Below are 18741 nucleotides of genomic sequence, written 5' to 3' on the forward strand. Positions count from 1 at the left end.
CACCACCGCTTCCTGTACGTACAGGCCCGCGGCAACGCCCATGACAGGATCGGCCTCCCCATGCGCTGGCGAAGGCATCGGCACAGGCTCGCCCGAGGGCAGCACACGCTTGACCGGCCAGCCTCTGCCGGTCGGCCAGGACCGACGGCTTACGAATACAACAGCGACAAGAGCGTCTGACAGAACAGATCCGGTTGCTCCAGCATCATCATGTGGCCGCAGTCCGGCAGCTCGGCGTTCCCATGCGCCCGCTGGCGAACCCAATCGGGCACATGCCATCCCGCAACTGACCGGCTGCCCGCCACGAGGTGGAACGGCACGCCACGCGACATCAGGCCGCGTACCGTTTCCAGGTACGCCGGCACGGCGGTTTCCCTGACAACGGCCCGGGCCATGGCCTGCAAGGTGGCGGCCGGCTGATTGTGCAGAATGCAGCCGGCCATCCGCAGACGCTCCGGGGTCGGCGCGATGCCGCCCTTGGCCAGCCAGGCCTGCGGATCGCTCTGAATGCGCTGCAGCTCCGCCTCCCATTCCGGGGCATCGAGCGGAGCGATGCGGCGGCACATGAACGCATCGTCCAGCGTGAAATTGCCTTCAACGCTCACGATGCTTTTCACCAGCTCGGGCGCATGCGAAGCCGCCAGTACGGCAATCGCCCCGCCCACGCTGTGCCCGAGCAGGTGACACGGCCGCCGCACCTCCTCGCGCAGGATGCGCACCACCTCGGCGGCCTGCGCCGCCAGGCTCAACTCCGGCTCCGCCGGACGCGCGCCGTAGCCCAACAGATCCGGGGTATGAACGGTGACACCGGGCAACCGGGCGGCCGGCTCGAAAAAATGCAGCGGACCGAACAGTCCGTGAATCATGACCAGGGGCGTATCGTGTTGCATAAGAGGGTTCCCGTAAAAAATCATCCCGCTGAGGCAGCCTGGCGCGCCAGCTGCCGACCTTGCAGCGCATTCAGCGGCATGACGACCAGATACACCAGCGCAAACACGCCGGCACAGGCCGGCAGGCCGATCCGTTCCGTCAGCATGCCGCCCAGGGTACCGGCCACGAGCATGCCCAGATAGACGCCGGCGTACTGGAAGGTCGCCACCAGCGGCATGTGGTCTTGCGGGGTGACGGCCACCAGGTCGGACTGGTATTTGAAGAAGAGCAGCTCCCACGCGAACATGAAGACAAAGTACAGGACATAGCTGCCCACCGGCTGCCCCAGGCTGCAGCTCCCGGCCATGGCCAGCAGCGCGATCGCGCTCACGGCCACGCTGGCTGCACGGCCGAGGACGATCTTCCGCTTGCCGAGCCAGACGAACAGCAGAGCACCGGCCAGCGCCGAACTCGCGCTGATCATCTGCAGGTAACCCACCCAGGATTGGCTCAGCTTCAGTACGTAAGTGGGCAAGGTGACCCGGGAGACGTTGAAGAAGCCCTGAAAGATGCTGACGAAGATCAGGAAGGCGAAGAAGTGGCGGCGCAGGTTGGCGTCCTGCTTCAGCAGTTGCCACAGGTGCGACAGCGGATTGCGCTGACGCGGCGCCGACGCAGGCGCAGCGCGGCCCTCTTTGCTGTGGGCCGGCAGCAGCCGTGCGGCGAGCATAGCCAGCAGGAAGCCCGTGGAGACAATGGCATTCGCCACCAGCGGCGTGATGTCGGCCCGGTAGAACGCAAGCGCCACCCCTGCAACCCCGCCCGCGATGAACTGCGCGGTGAGCGTGATCGGCACGGCGTATTTGACGTCTGCGTCCGAGAAATAACGTTTGACGGCCACCGTACGCGCCACCCGCTGCAACGCGTCCAGGAAACCGATCAGCAGGGCCGCCACCAGTGCCGGCCAGATGAAGCGATCAAGCAGGCCGTAGCACAGCAGCGCGCAGCCGAGCCCCACCGTATTGCAGACCATCAGCACACTGCGCGGCGTACCGGCCGCGGCGATGCGGCTGATCACCAGGCACAGCAGCACCGGGATCACCATCGGCGCCAGCAGCACCCATTCGGACAGCAGCACGTTGCCGGTTCGCTGATAGACGAAATAGGAGAGATAGACATAGCTGAACACACTGGCAGCTATCGAGGACAAGTTGACTGTCCACAGGATGGCGCTCACGCGCCGCGGATGGATCGATGCACTCATCGGATTCTCATGTTCCTGAAATCGCGCCGCTCGCAAGGACGCCACGGCGGGTGGGGCTGCACCGCGCTCGGCACACCCCACCACGCAGATCAGCCATGCAACGGCAAACGCTGCTCCAGGCCGTCCAGCAACTGGTACGCAGCACGCTTGAGCTCGGCCGGCGTCGGGCTTACCAGGAATGCCTGGCCGGCGTAGTTCATCAACCCTCCGGAAATGTCGTAGGGAGCGATCGGGCTGCCCGGCACGATCGACTGCGCATACTGGATATGCACTTCGGCCATGTCGTCCAGCAATTCGCCCCAGTTCACGCGCTCCGGCGCAAAACCGCGCGTGCTCTGCCACGGCGTGCCGCGACTGTCGCAGGCGATCAGTGCCACCGAGGCCGCGGCACAGCGCGGCGCGTTCTGCTCGAATGCCGGAATCGTCTCCGGCTCGCCCAGGATCACGCTCAGAAACAGATCGACATAATCGATCCCGAATACTTCGTCCAGCTCCTTGGCGATCGCCACGCCGCCCATGCGGGCGGCGGTCTCCAGGAACGACACCTCGCCGTCCGCCATCAGCTTGAGCTCGGTGTGGGTGGCGCAGTTCTCGAAGCCAAGCGCATCGATCGACCGCTTGATCAGCGCAACGATCTTTGCCTTCTTGTCCGTGCTCAGCACGCACGGCGCCACATTGCCGAGTTCGGTAAACGGCGCAATGGTGCGCAGCCGGCCAGTCATGGCCAACGGGTAGTACACACCGTCGCGCACCAGCCCTTCCACGCTCAGGTAGTCGCCGTAGCCGTCTTCGTCGTACCACGAGGTGGTGGTGGACTGAATGATCTCTTCGGCGATCAGCTGCGGAAAGCCCTCGTGTTCGGAAAACTCGTGCTTGCCCGCCCTGCGTGCCGCCTCCGTAGCGGCAATCAGGCGCTCGATTGCCGCCGGCAACTCGTCCATGCCGTTCACGATCTGCTGGCCGATCGAGCCGGCGCCGTAGGCCAGCTTGACCAGCACCGGAAAGTTCAGCTCGGCCACGCGCGAGATTTCCTGCTCGCTGCGGACCGCGCGAAATGCCGGCTGCGGGATGCCGGCCTGGTGCCAGCGTTCGCGCATCAGTACCTTGTTGCGCCCGAGCGCGATATTGGGGCCGACCGCGCGCAGCCCGAACTCGGCCGCCAGTTCCGAGACCGATTTCAGCAGGAACTCGGAGAATGTGAAGATCGCATCCGGGCCGATCTGCTGCGCCAGCGCGCGCACCTGCTCCAGCGCCTGCGCCGGGGCGACATGGCTGAAGTCATGCACGGCACGGCTGTGCCGGCGCAGGATCTCCATGTTGGAGGCCGACGGCGGGCTGACGATACAGGTATGGACTTCCCCGCGCGCGGCGATTTTCGGGAAACAGTAGTCCAGCGGCGGGCCGGCCGGCGCATAGACGTACAGAATCTTCTTGCTCATCGGAAAACCTCCTGGCTCACGCACCGCGCACGACGCAGAACTTGTCGTCATAGACAAAGCCCTCGATGCCTGTGCTCTTGCAATATTGGTAAAGGTCGCTGGTCCGGTTGATGAAACCGGTCCCATTGAAGTTCAAGGAGGTGTTGCACAGCACGCCGGCACCGGTCAGCTCCTTGAATGCGTTCAGCAGACCGTGCATGTTCGGGTTCTGCTCGCGGTTCACGGTCTGGGTCCGGGCAGTCCCGTCGATATGGGTGACCGCGCGCAGGTCGCGGTTGTTGACGTGCTGGAAGTACAGCATGTGCGGCGACGGCCCCTGCCAGTCGAAGTGCCGGCTGACGTCCTCTTCCAGGCAGATCGGCGCCACCGGGCGAAAGCCCTCGCGCTTCTTGATGTGGTTCAGACGATCACGCATCGCATCGGTGAACGGCGCCGCCAGGATCGAGCGGTTGCCGAGCGCGCGCGGGCCGATTTCGCAGCGGCCCTGCGTCCAGGCCACCACCTTCTGCTCCGACAGGAAGGACGCGACCCGCTGCAGGTCCAGCGGATAGACATCGACGTCCGGCATGTGCGGCGTGTCGTCCACGAACGGACGGTCGGCATAGACGTTCCATTCGACCTTGGCCTTGCCGGTGAACTCGCGCATCGCATCGATGGCCGTACCGATCGCCGAACCGGTATCGTTGGTGCACGGCGGCACGAACACGTCGCGGAACAGGCCGCTGTTGCGCCACATCGTGTTCCAGTCGCAGTTCAGGCCGCAGCCGCCGGAGATCAGCAGCGGGTAGCCCTGGGTCAGGTGCTGCTTCGCATAGAGATAGAAGCGGTTGAAGATCTCATCCGAATAGCGCTTGGCCAAACGCGTGAACGCCGGATGATCGAGGCCGATGTTGTAGTACTTGCTCCAGCGCATGTCCTCCTTCGACAGCGTGGCCAGGATGCTGTCGCGCTTGAGCAGGAACTCCGTCAACTCGCGCTCGTCGTCATCCATTTCGCCCGACGCCCCATAGGCGCACAGCGCCATCAGTTTGCCTGGATCCTCGTTGCGCAGCTTGCCCTTGGGCAGGGTGAAGGTCGGATCGGCCAGCGCGTACAGGAAGGAATACTTGTTGCCCGGGGTCATCATCACGCGGCCCAGGCTGATCACGTTCAGCTTCTCGTCGATCTGGTAGAAGTCGCCGAGCGCGCCTTCCCAGACCAGCACGTAGCACGGCTGCCCCTGCTCGAACGGCGACAGGCCGTAGCTGCACCACAGGTGCGAGCGTTCGTGGCTGCTGCTGAAGTATTTGACGTCGTGTCCGAACATGCGCGCGGCACGCTGCTGTACGGCACTGCCGTCCCAACCGTAGTAGCCGGCGCCGATCGGCGCGTTGGCGGCCATCGAGCCTTTGCCCCAGCCACTGACGGCGAAGACATCGGGCATCACGTCCAGGCGCTCGGCCGCATCCACCATCTGCGCCGGATTGAACGCCTCGAAGCGTGGAAAGCTGTCTTTCTCTGCCTCCAACGACCATACCAGCTTGCCGGCATCGGCATCGACCAGGGCGACCGCGCCGTCGTGGCCGGGCTTCATTGCAAAAATCTTCATGTCTGTTCTGTCTTGTCGGGAAACCGGGGACTGTCTCCGGCGGGAAGTTTGGGCGAGCGCCGTATGCGGATCAGCGCAGCGGATAGATTGAGCTCTGGCGCTTCTTCTTTTTCTTGCGCGAGAACAGGCGACCGAAAGCGGCGCGCAGCAGGCTCCAGAAACCTTTCCTTTCGGGGAATGCAGATGGCATGAGGGCTCCTTGTCAAACGGTCAAAATCAAACGGGATCGGTCATCGGCGCTGCAGCATGGCGGCGATCAGGCGTGCCGCCTCGTCGTAGCCTTTGTCGTTGAAATGCACGCGGTCAACGAACAGGTAATCGTTGAGCAGCGGCGAATCCCGCAGCAGGCGATTCATGTCGGCAAAGCCCAGTGCGTTGTCGGCGCAAAACGCCCGGATCGGTTCAGCGAACGGCGCATGCGTGTGCGGCCCCAGGATCTGGCTGAACAGGCGCCAGAAGTTGTTGGGACAGCTGTCGATCGCGTGGAAGATGTCTTCCTCTTCCGGCGTCAGCTCCGCGCGCGTCCAGTACGCCATCGGCTGCAGCACGAAGCTGAGCCTGGCGCCGCTGCCGGCCAGCAGCAGTTGCCACTGGCGCAGCGCGTTGGTCACCACCCAGGCCGCGCGAGCGACGCGGGCCGCGGTATCGGTCTGCTCGTCGGTGATGATGACGTCGGCCGGATTGTCTTCGCCGCGCAGCTTGTCCAGGTAGCGCGCAACGAAGCCCTTACCGCGGCGATCCAGCTCGGAGGCATAAGTACGGCTGCGACGCTTCAGGTCGTCGTTGTACTTGTCCATATAGTGCTGGTACTCGTAAGAGTAGTAGTAGCGGCCGTGGTCGGTGGCCAGATCGTCGGGCAGGCCTTCCAGCGTCAGCGTGTTCAGGCCGCTGAAGACCACCACATTGTTGATCGGCCCGAAGCGGTGCTGGTGCATCATGAACAGCAGCACTTCCTGCACCGCGTTGTAGCCGCGCCCGCCCAGATTCAGCCACGGCTCCCCCGTGTGCTCGGCCAAGCGCGAGGCCACGGTCCAGGCATCCCCCGTGGCACCGGTGCCGAGTGTTGTCGATCCGCCCACCAGCAGATTGACCGGGGTGCCTTCCGGCAGGTTTTCGACACCCAGCTGGCGCCCCTTCCAGTCGCTGTAGCGAAAGCCGAAGCCGTCGGTGTTGATCACCTGCGAGCGATAGTTCCGATGGTGGAAAAACATCGTGTACGGCAGCCAGCGCACGCCGAGATACATGAACTCATCGTATTCACGGATCTGGGGCGTCAAGCGATACACCTCTTGTACGGCCTCGTCGTGGGTCAGTGCTTTTCTTGCCATGGTGATTGCGGTCTCGGGAGTCAGGCCTTGCTGGCCAGGTCAGGGTTTTCCACGCCGGCGCCCGCCGCGGGTGGCGTCGTATCCGACCTCGGCAGACGCAGATAACTGCCGCTGGCGCGTCTGCGCAGCTGCATCGGATCAGCCAGCCTGGTCAGCCAGCCCAGCGGGATGAAAACCAGCAGGAACACCAGGCCGAAAAGCAGGCTGCTCAAAGGGTTGCGCATCATCTCGGTCTCTCTTTCGGGGATCAGTCCAGCGCGAATTCCTCGCGCCAGTCGTGGTGCTCGACCAGGGCCGGCTGGTCGGACTTCTTCATCAGGTAGTTGCCGACGACGAGGTAGTCCATCTGCGTGCGCATGAAGCACAGATAGGCATTGGCCGGGCTCTCCACGATCGGCTCGCCGCGCACGTTGAACGAGGTGTTGACCAGCACCGGGCATCCGGTCAGCCCATGGAAGGCCTGCAGCAGTTCGCGCAGGCGCGGATTGGCGTCCTTGCCCACGGTCTGCACCCGCGCGGAATAATCGACGTGCGTGACCGCAGGCACCTCGGAGCGGATGCATTTGAGCAGCTCGATGCCCTCCAGGGCCTGATCCCGCGTGTTCAATTCCAGCCGCTTGTCGGGGCTGACACCCACCACGAACAGCATGTACGGACTGTTGCGGTCCAGTTCGAACCACTCGCCGACGTGCTCCTCGAGCACCACGGGCGCGAACGGGCGGAACGATTCGCGGTTCTTGATCTTCAGGTTCATCACGCTCTGCATCTCGCGATTGCGTGCATCGCCGAGAATCGAACGCGAGCCGAGCGCGCGCGGGCCGAACTCCATGCGCCCTTGGAACCAGCCGACAACATGGCCATCGGCCAGCAGCCGGGCGACATCCCCGCACAGCGTCTGGTCGTCGAGCCGCGTGTATACCGCGCCGAGGGTGCGCAGCGCCGAAGCGATCTCCGCATCGGCATAGCTGGAGCCCAGCAGCGTGGCGTGCATGCGGTCGCCGCTTTGCGGCAGGCGCGGCGCGCCCTCGCGCAGATGATGTCCGGCCAAGGCCGCACCGAGCGCCCCGCCGGCATCGCCTGACGCCGGCTGCACCCAGACCTGGTCGAAAATGCCGCTGGCCAGCAGCTTGCCGTTGGCCACGCAGTTCAGTGCCACTCCTCCCGCCATGCACAGGTTGCGCATGCCGCTCTGACGGCGCAGCGTGCGCGCCAGGCGCAGCAGGGTCTCCTCCAGCACCACCTGGATCGAGGCGGCCAGATCGAATTCGCGCCGCGTGATCAGGCTCTCTGGCTCACGCCGCGGACCGCCGAACAGACGGCAGAATTTCTCGTTGACCATGCAGTCGCCGACCGCATAGTCGAAGTACTCCATGTTCAGCCAGAAGCTGCCGTCATCCTTGACGTCGATAAGGTGATCGCGGATCTGCTGCGCATACACCGGGCGGCCGTACGGAGCCAGGCCCATCAGCTTGTATTCGCCGGAGTCGACCTTGAAGCCGCAGTAGTACGTGATGGCGGAATACAGAAGGCCAAGCGAATGGGGAAACCGGATCTCCCACAACGGCGTCATCCGGTGACCATCACCCAGCCACGCCGAGGTGGTCGCCCATTCGCCGACGCCGTCCACGCACAGCACGGCAGCCTGCTGGAACGGACTTGGGAAGAAGGCCGCCGCCGCATGCGACTCATGGTGGTCGATGTATGCCAGCCGCGGCATGGAGGCGCCTGCCGGCAGCAACGGCTGCAGTTCGCTGCGCAGCGTGCGCTTCACAAAACGCTTGCTGAACAGCCAGTCCGGCATTTCCTGCACGAAAGACTTCAGGCCGTGCAAGCCGAAGTTCAGGTAGGTCTGCGCGATCCGGTCGAATTTCTTGTCGGGGTTCTCGTAGTAGTAGACGGCGTCCACGGCGCCCAGGCCAATGCCGGCCTCGCGCAGGCAATATTGGATGGCGTTTCGCGGAAAGCGCGCATCCTGTTTGACACGGGTGAACCGCTCCTCCTGCGCCGCGGCAATGATGCTGCCGTTGTGCAGCAAGCTGGCGGCGCTGTCATGGTAGCCACAGGAGAGGCCGAGAATGTAGGAATTCAAAGAAGCACCTTTGCCAAAGAATCGGTTGCAGACGAGGGGTCAGTGCGCATAGCGGGCGGGCTGCAGCCATTCGCGCCATCCGCGCGGGGGAGCGGCGAGCGCGCGGAAGCCCGTCCAGATGCGATGCCATTCGCTTCGCACCTGTTGCGGATTGCCGCTGCACAGCACCTGGTCCATGCGCATCTCGATCGCGTCCAGCGCCATCGCCGAATGGCCGGTCGACACGTTGTCGATCGTGTTGTGGAGATCGACGAACAGGGTGCTGAAACCGTGCTCGCGCAGCTCGTCGCGCGCGGTGCGGTAGGCACCGCCCACCCCCGACAACTCCATCGCCAGATTCAGTCCCAGCGTTTCGGGCAGGTAGCGATGCGGAAACAGCGAAACGCTGAGCCAGAACACCGGGACCTCGAACGCCGCATCGGTGAATCGAGCGAAGGAAGCGAATTCCCGGCTGCGGAAATCCGGCAGACCAACGCCCATCTGCGCCATCAGCGCGCGGTAGATGTTGGGGTGGTTCAGCGCTGGGTCGCCATTGCCGATTTCATCCGAAAGAATCTTGTACAGCAGCGCACCGATCGGACTGTCGACCAGTCCGGCATTGGTCCACCGCTGCAGCCACGCGCCATCGATCAGGATCATCGGGCACAGTTGCAGCGCCTCGTCGATCACGTCGTCACGGCTCTTGTCCGTGGGGTCCGCATCCGCCGAATACGACCGCACCTGGGCAGCGGCACGCGCTTCGAACCAAGCGCGCAAGGCCCGGTGTGAATACGTGTCGAACGGCAGCGCGTTGCTCCCCTTGAACATGCCCCGGGCGCTGCGCGCCAGCCAGTTGCTGCAGAACGCGGCCGCCGCCTGTCGAATCTGCGGGTGCCGCTCCGGATTCAGCAAGCGGTAATACATCTCTCGTACCGGTAAGCCCGGGTCAGGCGGTACCGGCGGCGAGGCCAGCGACAGGGGCGGCGCGACGCGCATGCCGTCGCTGTCGATCGCCCCCGCGATCGCGGGCTGATCGAGGCCGCGGATCCAATCGCGGATCACCGCCTCCTCCGGCTCAGAGAACACACGGAACATCGGGCCACCGAAGGCCAGCAGCCGCGTCACCAGCAGGCTGTCGTCGGGCCGGCCCGGGCTCACCCAGCGCGACTGGCCGAGCGCCTCCACGAAGCGCTCTGCGTCCTGCACGATCAGTTCGTCGAACGGCTGCTTGGCCAGCTTGAGCTTGCCGTGATAGCCGGCGGCAAACCGCCCCTTATCGCGAACCAGTTGCACCATGGCGCGAGCCGGATGCCGGCGCCCCGCTTCGAGATCCTGCCTGCAGTGATGCAGCCAGTCGCAAAACAGGTTGTGTGATACGGAAAATCCGGCATGGACGCGGACCAGCACCGCCTGCGCATCCTCGCCCTCGCAGGCGACCTTCAGCGCGGCTTCCAGGCACGCCTGGGCAGACGCGTATCGCTGGTCCAGCCTCGTCACCAAGTCCGAAGTCGGTGCAAGAGCCGCTTGCGCGGCACCGACCAGGTCCGGCACACCAAGCAGGCATTCGAACCACGCCGCCCCGAGAATTTCAGCTTGGTACTGTTCCGGAAACGAAGCCAGGCTCAAGCGATAAGCGGACAGGCACCAGGCGTGCTCCGGCACTTGCCGGTGATCCTGATAGAGCGCGGAACCGACCGGTGGCAGGAACAGACCAGTCTGCTCCAGGCACTGGCGAAACAGCACGGCCAGATTGCCGCTGTATTGGCCGCTCCCGACCAAGAGCGCGTGAGCGGCATGCGCATGCGCGGCCAGCGGCAAATGGCAATTCGCGGGTTGTGCGAAATTTTGCAGCACGCAGCCGGCAAGCAGCCCGAGCGGGGCATAGCGCACCAGGATGCGCAGGCTTTCCGCCTCCGAGGGCTCCAGCGGCGAATGCGTTCCGGTCGATCGGCAAATCAGCCGGGTGTCTTCCAGCCATGCGGACAACCCACCTTGCCTGAGCGGCGGCACGACATCCTGCCGATGCAAAACATCGAGCCAAGCCTGCGCGCTGGCAAGCGTTCCGCCGGCCCCCTCCTCCAGGTCAATCAGGCGCGTACAAAACGCCGGGTAACTCATGGCTTGTCCCATGTCTCGCCTTCCTTTCTGCGAACAGAGCCGCAATGCGGCTGCATGTCGGGGCCAATGGCTCGTGGCCGATTGCATTTGCCGTCGGCAGTCTGATTGGATATTGGATGAGCACGGTGGCATCCGGGATGCCCATTTGGAAATGGCGCGATACAGGCAAGAGACAACGGCTTCAGCATCATGTACCTGACCATTTCGGCAAACTGGGTACCCGAATCTGGCCTAGCGACGCTGCTGATCCTGTTTTCGCCGGCGCCCACGCATTTCCAAACGGACCCTGCCGGCATCAGCGACCCCACCCACTCCACCCGAAGGAAACCGCCCAGCAAATCGCCGCAATATGTTCTTTTAAACCAATGGGTTAGGCCTTTTTTGGAGCCTGTTTTCGAGTACTTGCCGCGCAGCCGACAGCAATGCGTCAGGCTTGGGGAGGAAACATGGCGTCATGTGTGTGGGGGGTACGTGGATGCGGTGCGGCATGCTATCTGCAATTTCTTTCACCACTTCCATCCCATCAAATGAAATTTATTGAAAGCTGTTTTTCGCAATCAATGAATCCGTATTTACAATATGCAATATGCCCATCTCAATCGATGAAAATCCGCATGCCATTGCCACCCCCCGTTCGCCATTGGATCATGCGCTAACGCCGTCAAATTCATCGCGACATGCCCACACACGAATCGCACGTGAAAATTTTGCAAAACTCATATTATTAACATTGCTTAATCATTCCAGTCAGCGTACGACCGTCACCAGGACGGCCTAGCATCGAGCCCGTGCCCCGGGCACAGCCTTCCTTGAAAGTCGTCATGATCGACACCGTCAAGCTGAACCCGTGGGATTTGCGCGCCTTACCATTGACCAGCCCCCAGCTCCGGCGCATGCGCCATGTGGCGCTGGCTGTTTGTCTTGAGCTTTTGCGACGCAATCCGCTTGGCGCGACCAGTCCATTCCCCCAGCACCGTGCGGCTCGGCGGCAAACGCTCCCCCGGCACATCAGGCAGCGACGCGATGCCGGGTGGGGCCTGTGGCCGGGCGAATGCCAGGCTTCGCAGGACATGCAACCACGACAGCGCGCCATTCAAACCATCAAGGCTGTGCCGGATGTGGCGCTAGGACTTGTCCTACCGGCAGATCACGGCTCCATTTGATCTACGCGGAAGGAAAGACGCCGTAACCGGTTGGAAACGACCGTATCGTGAGAGCGACCCGGATGCGTTGCCGCCCCAGAAAACGGTCACCGCAAGCCGAGAGGTTCAAAGCCTGCCAACGAGAGTGCTCTCACGCTGCGGGACCCAGACCGTCAAACACGTCCATCGTGCCCTTCCTTTAAGGTGATTCTTGGTCCACACTTTAGAATCTCGACGATGGACAATCCCTGAAACGTCAAGCTTCCAGTGTTTTCCCGGCACAGCCTGGGGCCCTGCCTTGGCACGCCCCTCCTGCCGCAACAGTGCAGCCGCCAACCGGCATGGTGGCGCCAGGCTCGAACATTTCGGGCGCCCGCATGGGTCACGCAGCATCCATCGGCAATATTTGAAATTTGTTGTTACCTTTGGAACAGTCTGTTCACCCCCAACCATATTGTTCTTCCGCACTGCAACATCTAAACTTCAGGCCAGTTGTCCGGACATCGATTGCCTGGACAGGTAGTGCAAGTGTTGTAAGGAGAACAATCATGAAATGGTTGGATATCGGCGCCGTGATGGCCGCCTGGATTGCAAGCTGCGTTGCAGCAGGCTGGCTGATCAGCGCAGCCGCTTTCCTGGCCTGAGCCCCGCCAAGCAAGACGGCCGAGCAGGAACACCCCGCCCGGCCTTGAAATCCCCCCCCTTGTCGGTCGATTCGTCAGGCGCGCGCCTGGCCCGCCCACTGGACGAATCGGTCGACAAACCCCTGCAAGAACTGGCGCGTCCGCGCCTCCGTCACCCCGCCCTGGGCATCGAAGGGCTCTCCCGCGTAGTGAAAGAAGACCTCCGGCAACGGCAGGATCTGCACGCCGACCGCCGACAGGACGTTGCGCAGCTGCGCCTGCGCGAGTGCGGTGCCGATCGCACCCGGTGAGGCCCCGGCAATCGCCGCGCGCTTGCCGCCCCATACGCTCTGGCCGTACGGCCGCGAACCCCAATCGATCGCGTTCTTCAGCACGCCCGGCATGCCGCGGTTGTATTCCGGCGTGACGAACAGCAGGGCATCCACGCCGGCCACCTCGGCCTTGAATCGCTGCACGCTGTCGGGCAGGTTGCCGTCCAGGTCCTGGTTGTAGAGGGGCAGATCGCCGATGTCGATCAGCGTCGCCGTGTCGTCCGCCGGCAGCAGCCCGACCAGCGCATGCGCCAGCTGACGGTTGAACGAAGCCTTGCGCAGGCTGCCGATGATCACACCGATATTCAGATTGCTCATGAAGACTCCTCGCTCCGGAAAGGTTCAGGGGACACCCGGGGGAAAGCAGCCGCCGTCAGCCGCTAGTCGGCCGGCGCCGGTTCGGCCGGCACCTCGCGCTTGAGGCGGTCGATCAACGCGAACATCAGCGGGTTCAGCAGGATCGACAGGATGGCCGCCGCCAGCAGCAGGCCCCGCGCCCGCGCCGGCAGAATCTCGAGGCCGATCCCCAGGCCGATCAGGATGAACGAGAATTCGCCGATCTGCGCAAGGCTGGCGGAAATCGTCAGCGCCGTGCGGGCCGGGTGGCCGAAGGCGCGCACCACGGCAAATGCCGCGAGCGACTTGCCCAGCACCACGATCAGCACCGTGCCGAGCACCGCCCAGGTGTCGTCGATCAGCACGCGCGGATCGAACAGCATCCCGACCGACACGAAGAACAGCACGGCAAACGCATCGCGCAGCGGCAGCGACTCTTCGGCCGCGCGCTGGCTGAATTCGGATTCGGCCAGCACCATACCGGCGAAGAAGGCGCCCAGCGCGAACGACACGCCGAACAGCACCGTCGCCCCATAGGCCACGCCCAGCGCGGTCGCCAGCACGCCCAGGCGGAACAGTTCGCGGCTGCCGGTCCGCACGATGCGCTCAAGCATCCACGGAATCACGCGGCGGCCCACCACCAGCATCAGCGCGGCAAAGGCCACCACCTTGCCCAGCGTGACCGCCAGCACCTCGGTCAAGTCCCACCAGCCCACCGCGGTGCTGCCGGCGCCGCCCAGCACACCGGCCAGCGCGGGCAGCAGCACCAGCGCCACCACCATCACCAGGTCTTCGACGATCAGCCAGCCGACGGCGATATGGCCCTCGTGCGAGCCCTCGATGCCGCGGTCTTCCAGTGCCTTGAGCAGCACCACCGTGCTCGCCACCGACAGCGCCAGCCCGAACACCAGGCCCGGGCCCCACGCCCAACCCAGCAACCAGGCCAGCCCCATGCCCATCAGCGTCGCCAGCGCGATCTGCCCGATGGCCCCGGGGATGGCGATGGACTTGACGGCCAGCAGTTCCTTCATCGAGAAATGCAGCCCCACCCCGAACATCAGCAGGATCACGCCCAGCTCGGCCAGCTGCGGCGCCAGGCTCTGGTCGGCCACGAAGCCGGGCGTGAACGGCCCGGCCATCACCCCCGCGCACAGGTAGCCCACCAGCGGCGGCAGCCGTAGGCGCTGCGCGATCGTGCCGAGAACGAAGGCCAGCACGATGCCGCCGATGATGGTGGAGAGAAGCGGGGTGTCTGCGTGCATGGGGTCCTTGGAGGCGGGGCGTGTTGGGGAAGCGCGCAGCCGGCGCAGTCATCCGACCGACGATACGACGATTTGTTCAGCCTACGTCACGCGAATGTCGCGCACCCACTATAAGGGATGCGTGAGCCCCTACCTGGGGCAAGTCCCCGACGGTCGGACAGCGGTGCATCGCCAGCCTCCAAGCCGCCGCTCGATCCAGGCGCGCGCATCCAATCAAACCGCCTGGTCTCGTACCTCGCGCACGATGCCCCTAGTAGGTCACCGTCACGATGATGGTGTCGGTGTACGTGCCGGCCCGGGGCGTGGTCTGCGCGGGCACGCGCCCGAACACCGTGGTGCTCTGCGCCAGCCCCGTGCCCGTGCCCGCGACGGTGGCCGAGCCGCCGGTGCCATCGCCCCAGGCCGTCGTATAGGCGCTGCTGGTGTAAAGGTTGTAGCCGACCGTCTGCGTGTCGCCGCCGCGCGTGAGCAGCCGGCCGGAAACCGTCGCACCCGATCCGGACCCCGCCGATAGGGCCAGCGTCCAGGGCGTCTGGTTCGTGCAGTTGAGCGTGATGGCGCTGCTTGCGGTGAGCGCCGAGGTGAGCAGTCCGGCCGTACCGAAGTCCAGGTTGGTCGCGCCGATCAGGCAGTCGCTGACGAGGGTTGCGCTGGTGCTCAGCGAGAACGTGGTCGGGTTGGAGGTAATGGACGAGCAGGTGGTCGAGCCGGGATTGGGCAGCGCATACACCGTTGCGGCCGTGCCCGAAAAACTCTGGGTGTAGGCGCCCGCCGGCACCGTGGTCTGCCCGCCCGGCACGCGTCCGTAGACCGTGACGGTGGCCGAGCCGAAGCCCAGCAGGCCGAGCGAGACGTCGACCTGGATGGCCGGCGTGGCCGGTGTGGTGCGCCCGCCCCAGACGACGCTGCGCGCGCTATCGGCATACAGGTTGTACTGAAGCTGGTTGGCGCCAGCGCTGAGCACACGCGGCGAGATGCCGGTGTCGCCGCTGCCGACGCCCAGGTTCAGGCAGGCCCGTGCCACCGTGCCCTGCAGCAGAAAGCCGCTGCAACTGACGGTGAGCGTGGTGCTGGTGTCGGTGTTGCCGGCCTGCACCGGGCTGATGGAGCCGAAGTTGAGGCTGGCCGAGGCCACGGAGCACGATTGTGCCGACGCCCCCAGGGGCATCTGCGCGAGCAGCACCAGCACGCATGCCACCGGCCGGCGCCATGGCGAGAAGCGGGTCAAGGCGCCGCCTCCCATGGCATGCAGCGCAGCGGACCGAGCGTCGGCAGCGCGCCGGCATCGGCGGGATAGACGACGTGCGCCGCACAGGGCGGGTCCACGTCGTCCACGCGCACGATGTCCTCGGTCTCCAGCGCATCAATGAAGGCCAGGCCGTCGTAGCCGATCGGGTAGCGTGCGCCGGTTCGCTCGAGGGTGGCGTGGCTGCCGGCCGGCAGCGGCTGCTCCAGTGCGTCCACCAGCCGCAGTTGCGCGCCCCGGAACGTCTCGACATGAAAGTGCACCAGCACGCCCGAACGGTCGGTGGGCGCCAGCGTGGCGGCGCTTGCCGCCAGCCGCGCGTTGATCGGCAAGGCCAGCGGGTCGATCGCCACGCGGTTGTTCTCGTAGGCGACGAGATCGGGCACGAGCAGGTGCCCCTGTGCGTTGGTGCGGCCCATCAGCCGGTTCTCGAAGGTGACCGGCACATCGGCCATGCCTTCGGTGGTGACCAGCGCGAAGGCATCGTTGATGCGGCGGCCCGGCAGCACCGCGCCGTCCATCAGCACCAGCGAGCCGGCCGCATCCAGCGCGGTGCTGGCCTGGCCGTTGATCTCCTGCACGGCGGCGAACGCATCGCCGTAGCGGCCACGGTAGTTGACCTGCGCCAGCGAGCGGCGCTGCGCGCCGGACCGGCCCGACTGGAGCTGCCAGCCGAAGCCGCCGGCATAGTCGGGCGTGCGCACCGCGCTGACGGTGGCCTCGGCACGCCCGTGATCGCTGCCGACGCTCGCGGCGGCGTTGGCGTCGCGGCCCAGCGCCATGCTGAACGTGAGCAGCACACCGCGGGCACGGCTGTCGGCCAGGTCCTGATACGCGCTGGCGCTCAGCGAAAGATCCCGCCCGAGCAGCGCGGCATACGACAGCGAGACGATACGCGAGCGGTCCGAGCCCGGAACCGACAAGCCGATATAGCTGAGCGCGACGCTGCCGGTGCGGCCGACCGGGCGCGACACCGTGCCCCGCAGCAGCGAGCGGTAGAACGGCGCGCCGGCCGTGCTGGCCAAATCCTGGTACGTGCCGAAGGTGCGCGTGCCCTGCAGGTCGATCGCGATCCCCGGCGCGCGGTACTGGTAGCCGAGCGAGCCTTGCGCGCCAGACGCGTCGCCGCCCCGCGCGACCGATGCCGCCCCCGAGACCACGCCCGCCTGCCCCAAGCGGGTGCGCATGCCGGCGCCGAGATTGGCGAGCCCGCGCGCGGCCTCGGCGTGGCTCTCCAGCGTCAGGCTGCCGCTCAGGCCGTAGCGCAGCGACGCGCTGAGCGCCGGACTCCGCGCGTAGTCGAATGTGTGCACACCGTACTGGTTGCGCAGGAAGCCGGCTTCGACGGCGTAGTCGGACAATCCCGCAGCCAGCAGCCCTGTATCGATGTAGAGCGGCACCGACGTCACCACGTCGCGCCCGAGCGCATCCTTGACGACGATCACGGCCTGCCCCGCGCCCGTGACGGCCGGCGCCGCATTGAGCACGAACGGCCCGCCCCTCGCCTGCCCGCTGAACTGGCGCACGTTGTTGACATACAGATCCACGGCGGTCGGCACGGCCGCGCTGGCGCTCAGCAACGGCAGCGGATACGTGACGACGTCCGGGCGCAGATCGAAGTTGCGCTGCCACTGCACGCCGCCCAGCCTCACCGCGCGGCTCCAGCCCAGCGCCGCGGTCACGGTGTCGCCCAGGCGCAGTGTGGTCAGCCGCTCGGGGTCCGCGTGCGACCAGCTGGTCTCGAGGCGGGTGTAGCGGTCCGCGCCGCGCGCGGCCAGCGCGACCCCGCTGTTGGAGAACACCCCACCCGGATGGAAGAAGCGTTGCTCGCTGAACACCCCCAGGCTTGCGCCGTCCCCGCCCGGCGTGGTCGGCTGCAGGTAGGCATCGTAGTTGAGCACCAGGCCGGTGCCGCTGGTGGGCGGCACGCGCGGACGCGCGTGCACCGTCAGCACGTCGGGCACGCGGCGTGCGTCGTCCAGGACGAAGCGAACCTGCTGCGCGCGGACCTCGTAGGTGTAGCGCAGCCCGGCAACGCCGTCGAGCGCGACCAGACCGTTCGCGTCCGGCTGCAGGTCGTCGATGCGGATGCCCAGCGCGCGCAATTCGCCGGCGGCGGCCGACAACCGTCCATCACGCAAGCGCAGTCGCGCGATGGTATGGGTCGGTGTGCCGTTGATGATGGCCTCCAGGTAGAGATCGTCCGTGCCAGCGGCGGGCAGCGGCGCATCGGGACGGGCGGCGGCCAGCAGCGCAACCGGATCCGCCTGTGCCGGCGCCAGCGCACCGGCCTGCGCGGTCTGCAGGGTGGCCAGCACGATGCCGCATCCTGCCGCCACGAGGTGGCGGCCACGCTTGCCGGCGCTGCCCATCACTCGGTGCGCGCAAGCGGAATCTCAACCGCGACACCGTTGACCTGGGCCCGCAACCGCCGTGGCACGGCGCGGGCCGCGCGCGCGTCGGCCACCGGCCAGGCGCGCGTCGCGCCGCCCAGGGCATAGCCGAGCAGGCCCGCGGTCAGCGGGCTGCGCGTCCCATCGCTCCATTCGATCGACACGTCGGCGAGCTGCGCGTGACGCGCTTCCGGATTGCGAACCACCAGCAGGGTCCGCCCGCCATCGCGCCGCAGCGCGGCACTGAGCCGGGGCGGTGCCCCGGTGCTGGCGTTGACGAACACCGGCACCGAGTAGCGCAGCTGCATCGTCACGCCTGTCTGCGCCTGCGGGCGGCGCTCGGGCAGTTCGTCGATGAGGAGCCGATAGGTCTGCTCATCGTTGCCTGCGGCCGGCTGCGTGAGGACCACGCGCACGAGCTGCTCGCCCTCGCCCGAAATCTGCACGATGGGCGGGCTGGCGACCAGCGCTGGAGCCGGCTCCAGACGGTCGCCTTCGGCATCCTGCGTCCAGCGGAACACGCGCACCTGCGCGTTGAGCGGCTGCGTGCCGCGATTGCGCAGCGTGAGGCTGCCGGCGCTTTGCCCCGGGAGAAGGTCGAGCCGGATCGGTGAAATCTGCAGCGCCGCTGCGCCCGCCGCGAGCGGCGCGAACGTGCCCATCAGCAGCACCAGCCAGGCGCACGCGCGCCGCCACCGCATCGCGGCGCCGGCGCTGTGCGCAAGCAAGACA

General features: G+C 65.8%; 15 protein-coding genes. 2 read left to right on the plus strand and 13 right to left on the minus strand.

Going from position 1 to position 18741, the window contains the following annotated elements:
* Positions 1 to 149 precede the first annotated feature (149 nt).
* The 8 genes from GO999_RS21335 to GO999_RS21370 form a co-directional block, all read right to left on the minus strand.
* Complete coding sequence (locus tag GO999_RS21335; protein WP_011004732.1) at positions 150 to 890, minus strand: alpha/beta fold hydrolase; 741 nt, start codon at positions 888 to 890, stop codon at positions 150 to 152.
* Between the two features lie 20 nt (positions 891 to 910).
* Positions 911 to 2134: an MFS transporter gene (locus tag GO999_RS21340; protein ID WP_016723570.1), complete on the minus strand. Its 1224-nt coding sequence runs from the start codon at positions 2132 to 2134 to the stop codon at positions 911 to 913.
* Between the two features lie 89 nt (positions 2135 to 2223).
* Entirely contained in the window at positions 2224 to 3573 is a 1350-nt protein-coding gene (locus GO999_RS21345) for an ATP-grasp domain-containing protein (RefSeq protein WP_019719881.1), read from the minus strand.
* A 16-nt stretch (positions 3574 to 3589) separates the two neighbouring features.
* Positions 3590 to 5161 carry a carbamoyltransferase family protein gene (locus GO999_RS21350; RefSeq protein ID WP_011004735.1) on the minus strand — a complete coding sequence of 524 codons (1572 nt, stop codon included), beginning with the start codon at positions 5159 to 5161 and terminating at the stop codon, positions 3590 to 3592.
* 230 nt (positions 5162 to 5391) lie between these two features.
* Complete coding sequence (locus tag GO999_RS21355) at positions 5392 to 6489, minus strand: SGNH/GDSL hydrolase family protein (protein ID WP_011004736.1); 1098 nt, start codon at positions 6487 to 6489, stop codon at positions 5392 to 5394.
* A gap of 20 nt (positions 6490 to 6509) precedes the next feature.
* Positions 6510 to 6716, minus strand: coding sequence for a hypothetical protein (locus GO999_RS21360; protein ID WP_016723573.1), 207 nt, complete (start codon positions 6714 to 6716; stop codon positions 6510 to 6512).
* 20 nt (positions 6717 to 6736) lie between these two features.
* A complete protein-coding gene (locus tag GO999_RS21365) occupies positions 6737 to 8578 on the minus strand; it encodes a carbamoyltransferase family protein (RefSeq protein ID WP_016726390.1) in 1842 nt (613 codons plus the stop codon).
* Positions 8579 to 8617: 39 nt separating this feature from the next.
* Positions 8618 to 10687: an iron-containing redox enzyme family protein gene (locus tag GO999_RS21370; protein WP_211906835.1), complete on the minus strand. Its 2070-nt coding sequence runs from the start codon at positions 10685 to 10687 to the stop codon at positions 8618 to 8620.
* A 177-nt stretch (positions 10688 to 10864) separates the two neighbouring features.
* On the opposite strand from GO999_RS21370, the gene GO999_RS21375 reads away from it, so the two are divergent.
* Both GO999_RS21375 and GO999_RS21380 read left to right on the plus strand, forming a co-directional pair.
* Positions 10865 to 11206 (plus strand): hypothetical protein, encoded by a 342-nt coding sequence (locus GO999_RS21375; protein ID WP_211906836.1) that lies wholly within the window; start codon positions 10865 to 10867, stop codon positions 11204 to 11206.
* A 290-nt stretch (positions 11207 to 11496) separates the two neighbouring features.
* Positions 11497 to 11838 (plus strand): hypothetical protein, encoded by a 342-nt coding sequence (locus GO999_RS21380; protein ID WP_211906837.1) that lies wholly within the window; start codon positions 11497 to 11499, stop codon positions 11836 to 11838.
* 697 nt (positions 11839 to 12535) lie between these two features.
* Here GO999_RS21380 and GO999_RS21385 read toward each other — a convergent pair.
* The 5 genes from GO999_RS21385 to GO999_RS21405 all read right to left on the minus strand — a co-directional run bounded on the left by GO999_RS21385 (position 12536) and on the right by GO999_RS21405 (position 18737).
* Positions 12536 to 13090 (minus strand): NADPH-dependent FMN reductase, encoded by a 555-nt coding sequence (locus tag GO999_RS21385; protein ID WP_011004742.1) that lies wholly within the window; start codon positions 13088 to 13090, stop codon positions 12536 to 12538.
* A 62-nt stretch (positions 13091 to 13152) separates the two neighbouring features.
* Complete coding sequence (locus GO999_RS21390; RefSeq protein ID WP_011004743.1) at positions 13153 to 14370, minus strand: cation:proton antiporter domain-containing protein; 1218 nt, start codon at positions 14368 to 14370, stop codon at positions 13153 to 13155.
* 250 nt (positions 14371 to 14620) lie between these two features.
* Positions 14621 to 15598, minus strand: coding sequence for a Csu type fimbrial protein (locus GO999_RS21395; protein WP_111374851.1), 978 nt, complete (start codon positions 15596 to 15598; stop codon positions 14621 to 14623).
* Positions 15595 to 17988, minus strand: coding sequence for a fimbria/pilus outer membrane usher protein (locus GO999_RS21400; RefSeq protein ID WP_211906838.1), 2394 nt, complete (start codon positions 17986 to 17988; stop codon positions 15595 to 15597). Before GO999_RS21400 ends, GO999_RS21395 begins: the two co-directional genes overlap by 4 nt.
* Positions 17988 to 18737: a fimbrial biogenesis chaperone gene (locus tag GO999_RS21405; RefSeq protein ID WP_223259695.1), complete on the minus strand. Its 750-nt coding sequence runs from the start codon at positions 18735 to 18737 to the stop codon at positions 17988 to 17990. Before GO999_RS21405 ends, GO999_RS21400 begins: the two co-directional genes overlap by 1 nt.
* Between the last annotated feature and the right edge of the window lie 4 nt (positions 18738 to 18741).

Source organism: Ralstonia nicotianae, assembly GCF_018243235.1.
Taxonomy (GTDB): domain Bacteria; phylum Pseudomonadota; class Gammaproteobacteria; order Burkholderiales; family Burkholderiaceae; genus Ralstonia; species Ralstonia nicotianae.

Excerpts from the sequence above, each read along its gene's own strand:
- GO999_RS21355 (WP_011004736.1), bottom strand. The coding sequence starts at position 6,489 with ATGGCAAGAAAAGCACTGACCCACGACGAGGCCGTACAAGAGGTGTAT.
- GO999_RS21345 (WP_019719881.1), bottom strand. The coding sequence starts at position 3,573 with ATGAGCAAGAAGATTCTGTACGTCTATGCGCCGGCCGGCCCGCCGCTG.
- GO999_RS21340 (WP_016723570.1), bottom strand. The coding sequence starts at position 2,134 with ATGAGTGCATCGATCCATCCGCGGCGCGTGAGCGCCATCCTGTGGACA.
- GO999_RS21390 (WP_011004743.1), bottom strand. The coding sequence starts at position 14,370 with ATGCACGCAGACACCCCGCTTCTCTCCACCATCATCGGCGGCATCGTG.
- GO999_RS21385 (WP_011004742.1), bottom strand. The coding sequence starts at position 13,090 with ATGAGCAATCTGAATATCGGTGTGATCATCGGCAGCCTGCGCAAGGCT.
- GO999_RS21380 (WP_211906837.1), top strand. The coding sequence starts at position 11,497 with ATGATCGACACCGTCAAGCTGAACCCGTGGGATTTGCGCGCCTTACCA.
- GO999_RS21360 (WP_016723573.1), bottom strand. The coding sequence starts at position 6,716 with ATGATGCGCAACCCTTTGAGCAGCCTGCTTTTCGGCCTGGTGTTCCTG.
- GO999_RS21375 (WP_211906836.1), top strand. The coding sequence starts at position 10,865 with ATGTACCTGACCATTTCGGCAAACTGGGTACCCGAATCTGGCCTAGCG.
- GO999_RS21350 (WP_011004735.1), bottom strand. The coding sequence starts at position 5,161 with ATGAAGATTTTTGCAATGAAGCCCGGCCACGACGGCGCGGTCGCCCTG.
- GO999_RS21335 (WP_011004732.1), bottom strand. The coding sequence starts at position 890 with ATGCAACACGATACGCCCCTGGTCATGATTCACGGACTGTTCGGTCCG.
- GO999_RS21370 (WP_211906835.1), bottom strand. The coding sequence starts at position 10,687 with ATGGGACAAGCCATGAGTTACCCGGCGTTTTGTACGCGCCTGATTGAC.
- GO999_RS21400 (WP_211906838.1), bottom strand. The coding sequence starts at position 17,988 with ATGGGCAGCGCCGGCAAGCGTGGCCGCCACCTCGTGGCGGCAGGATGC.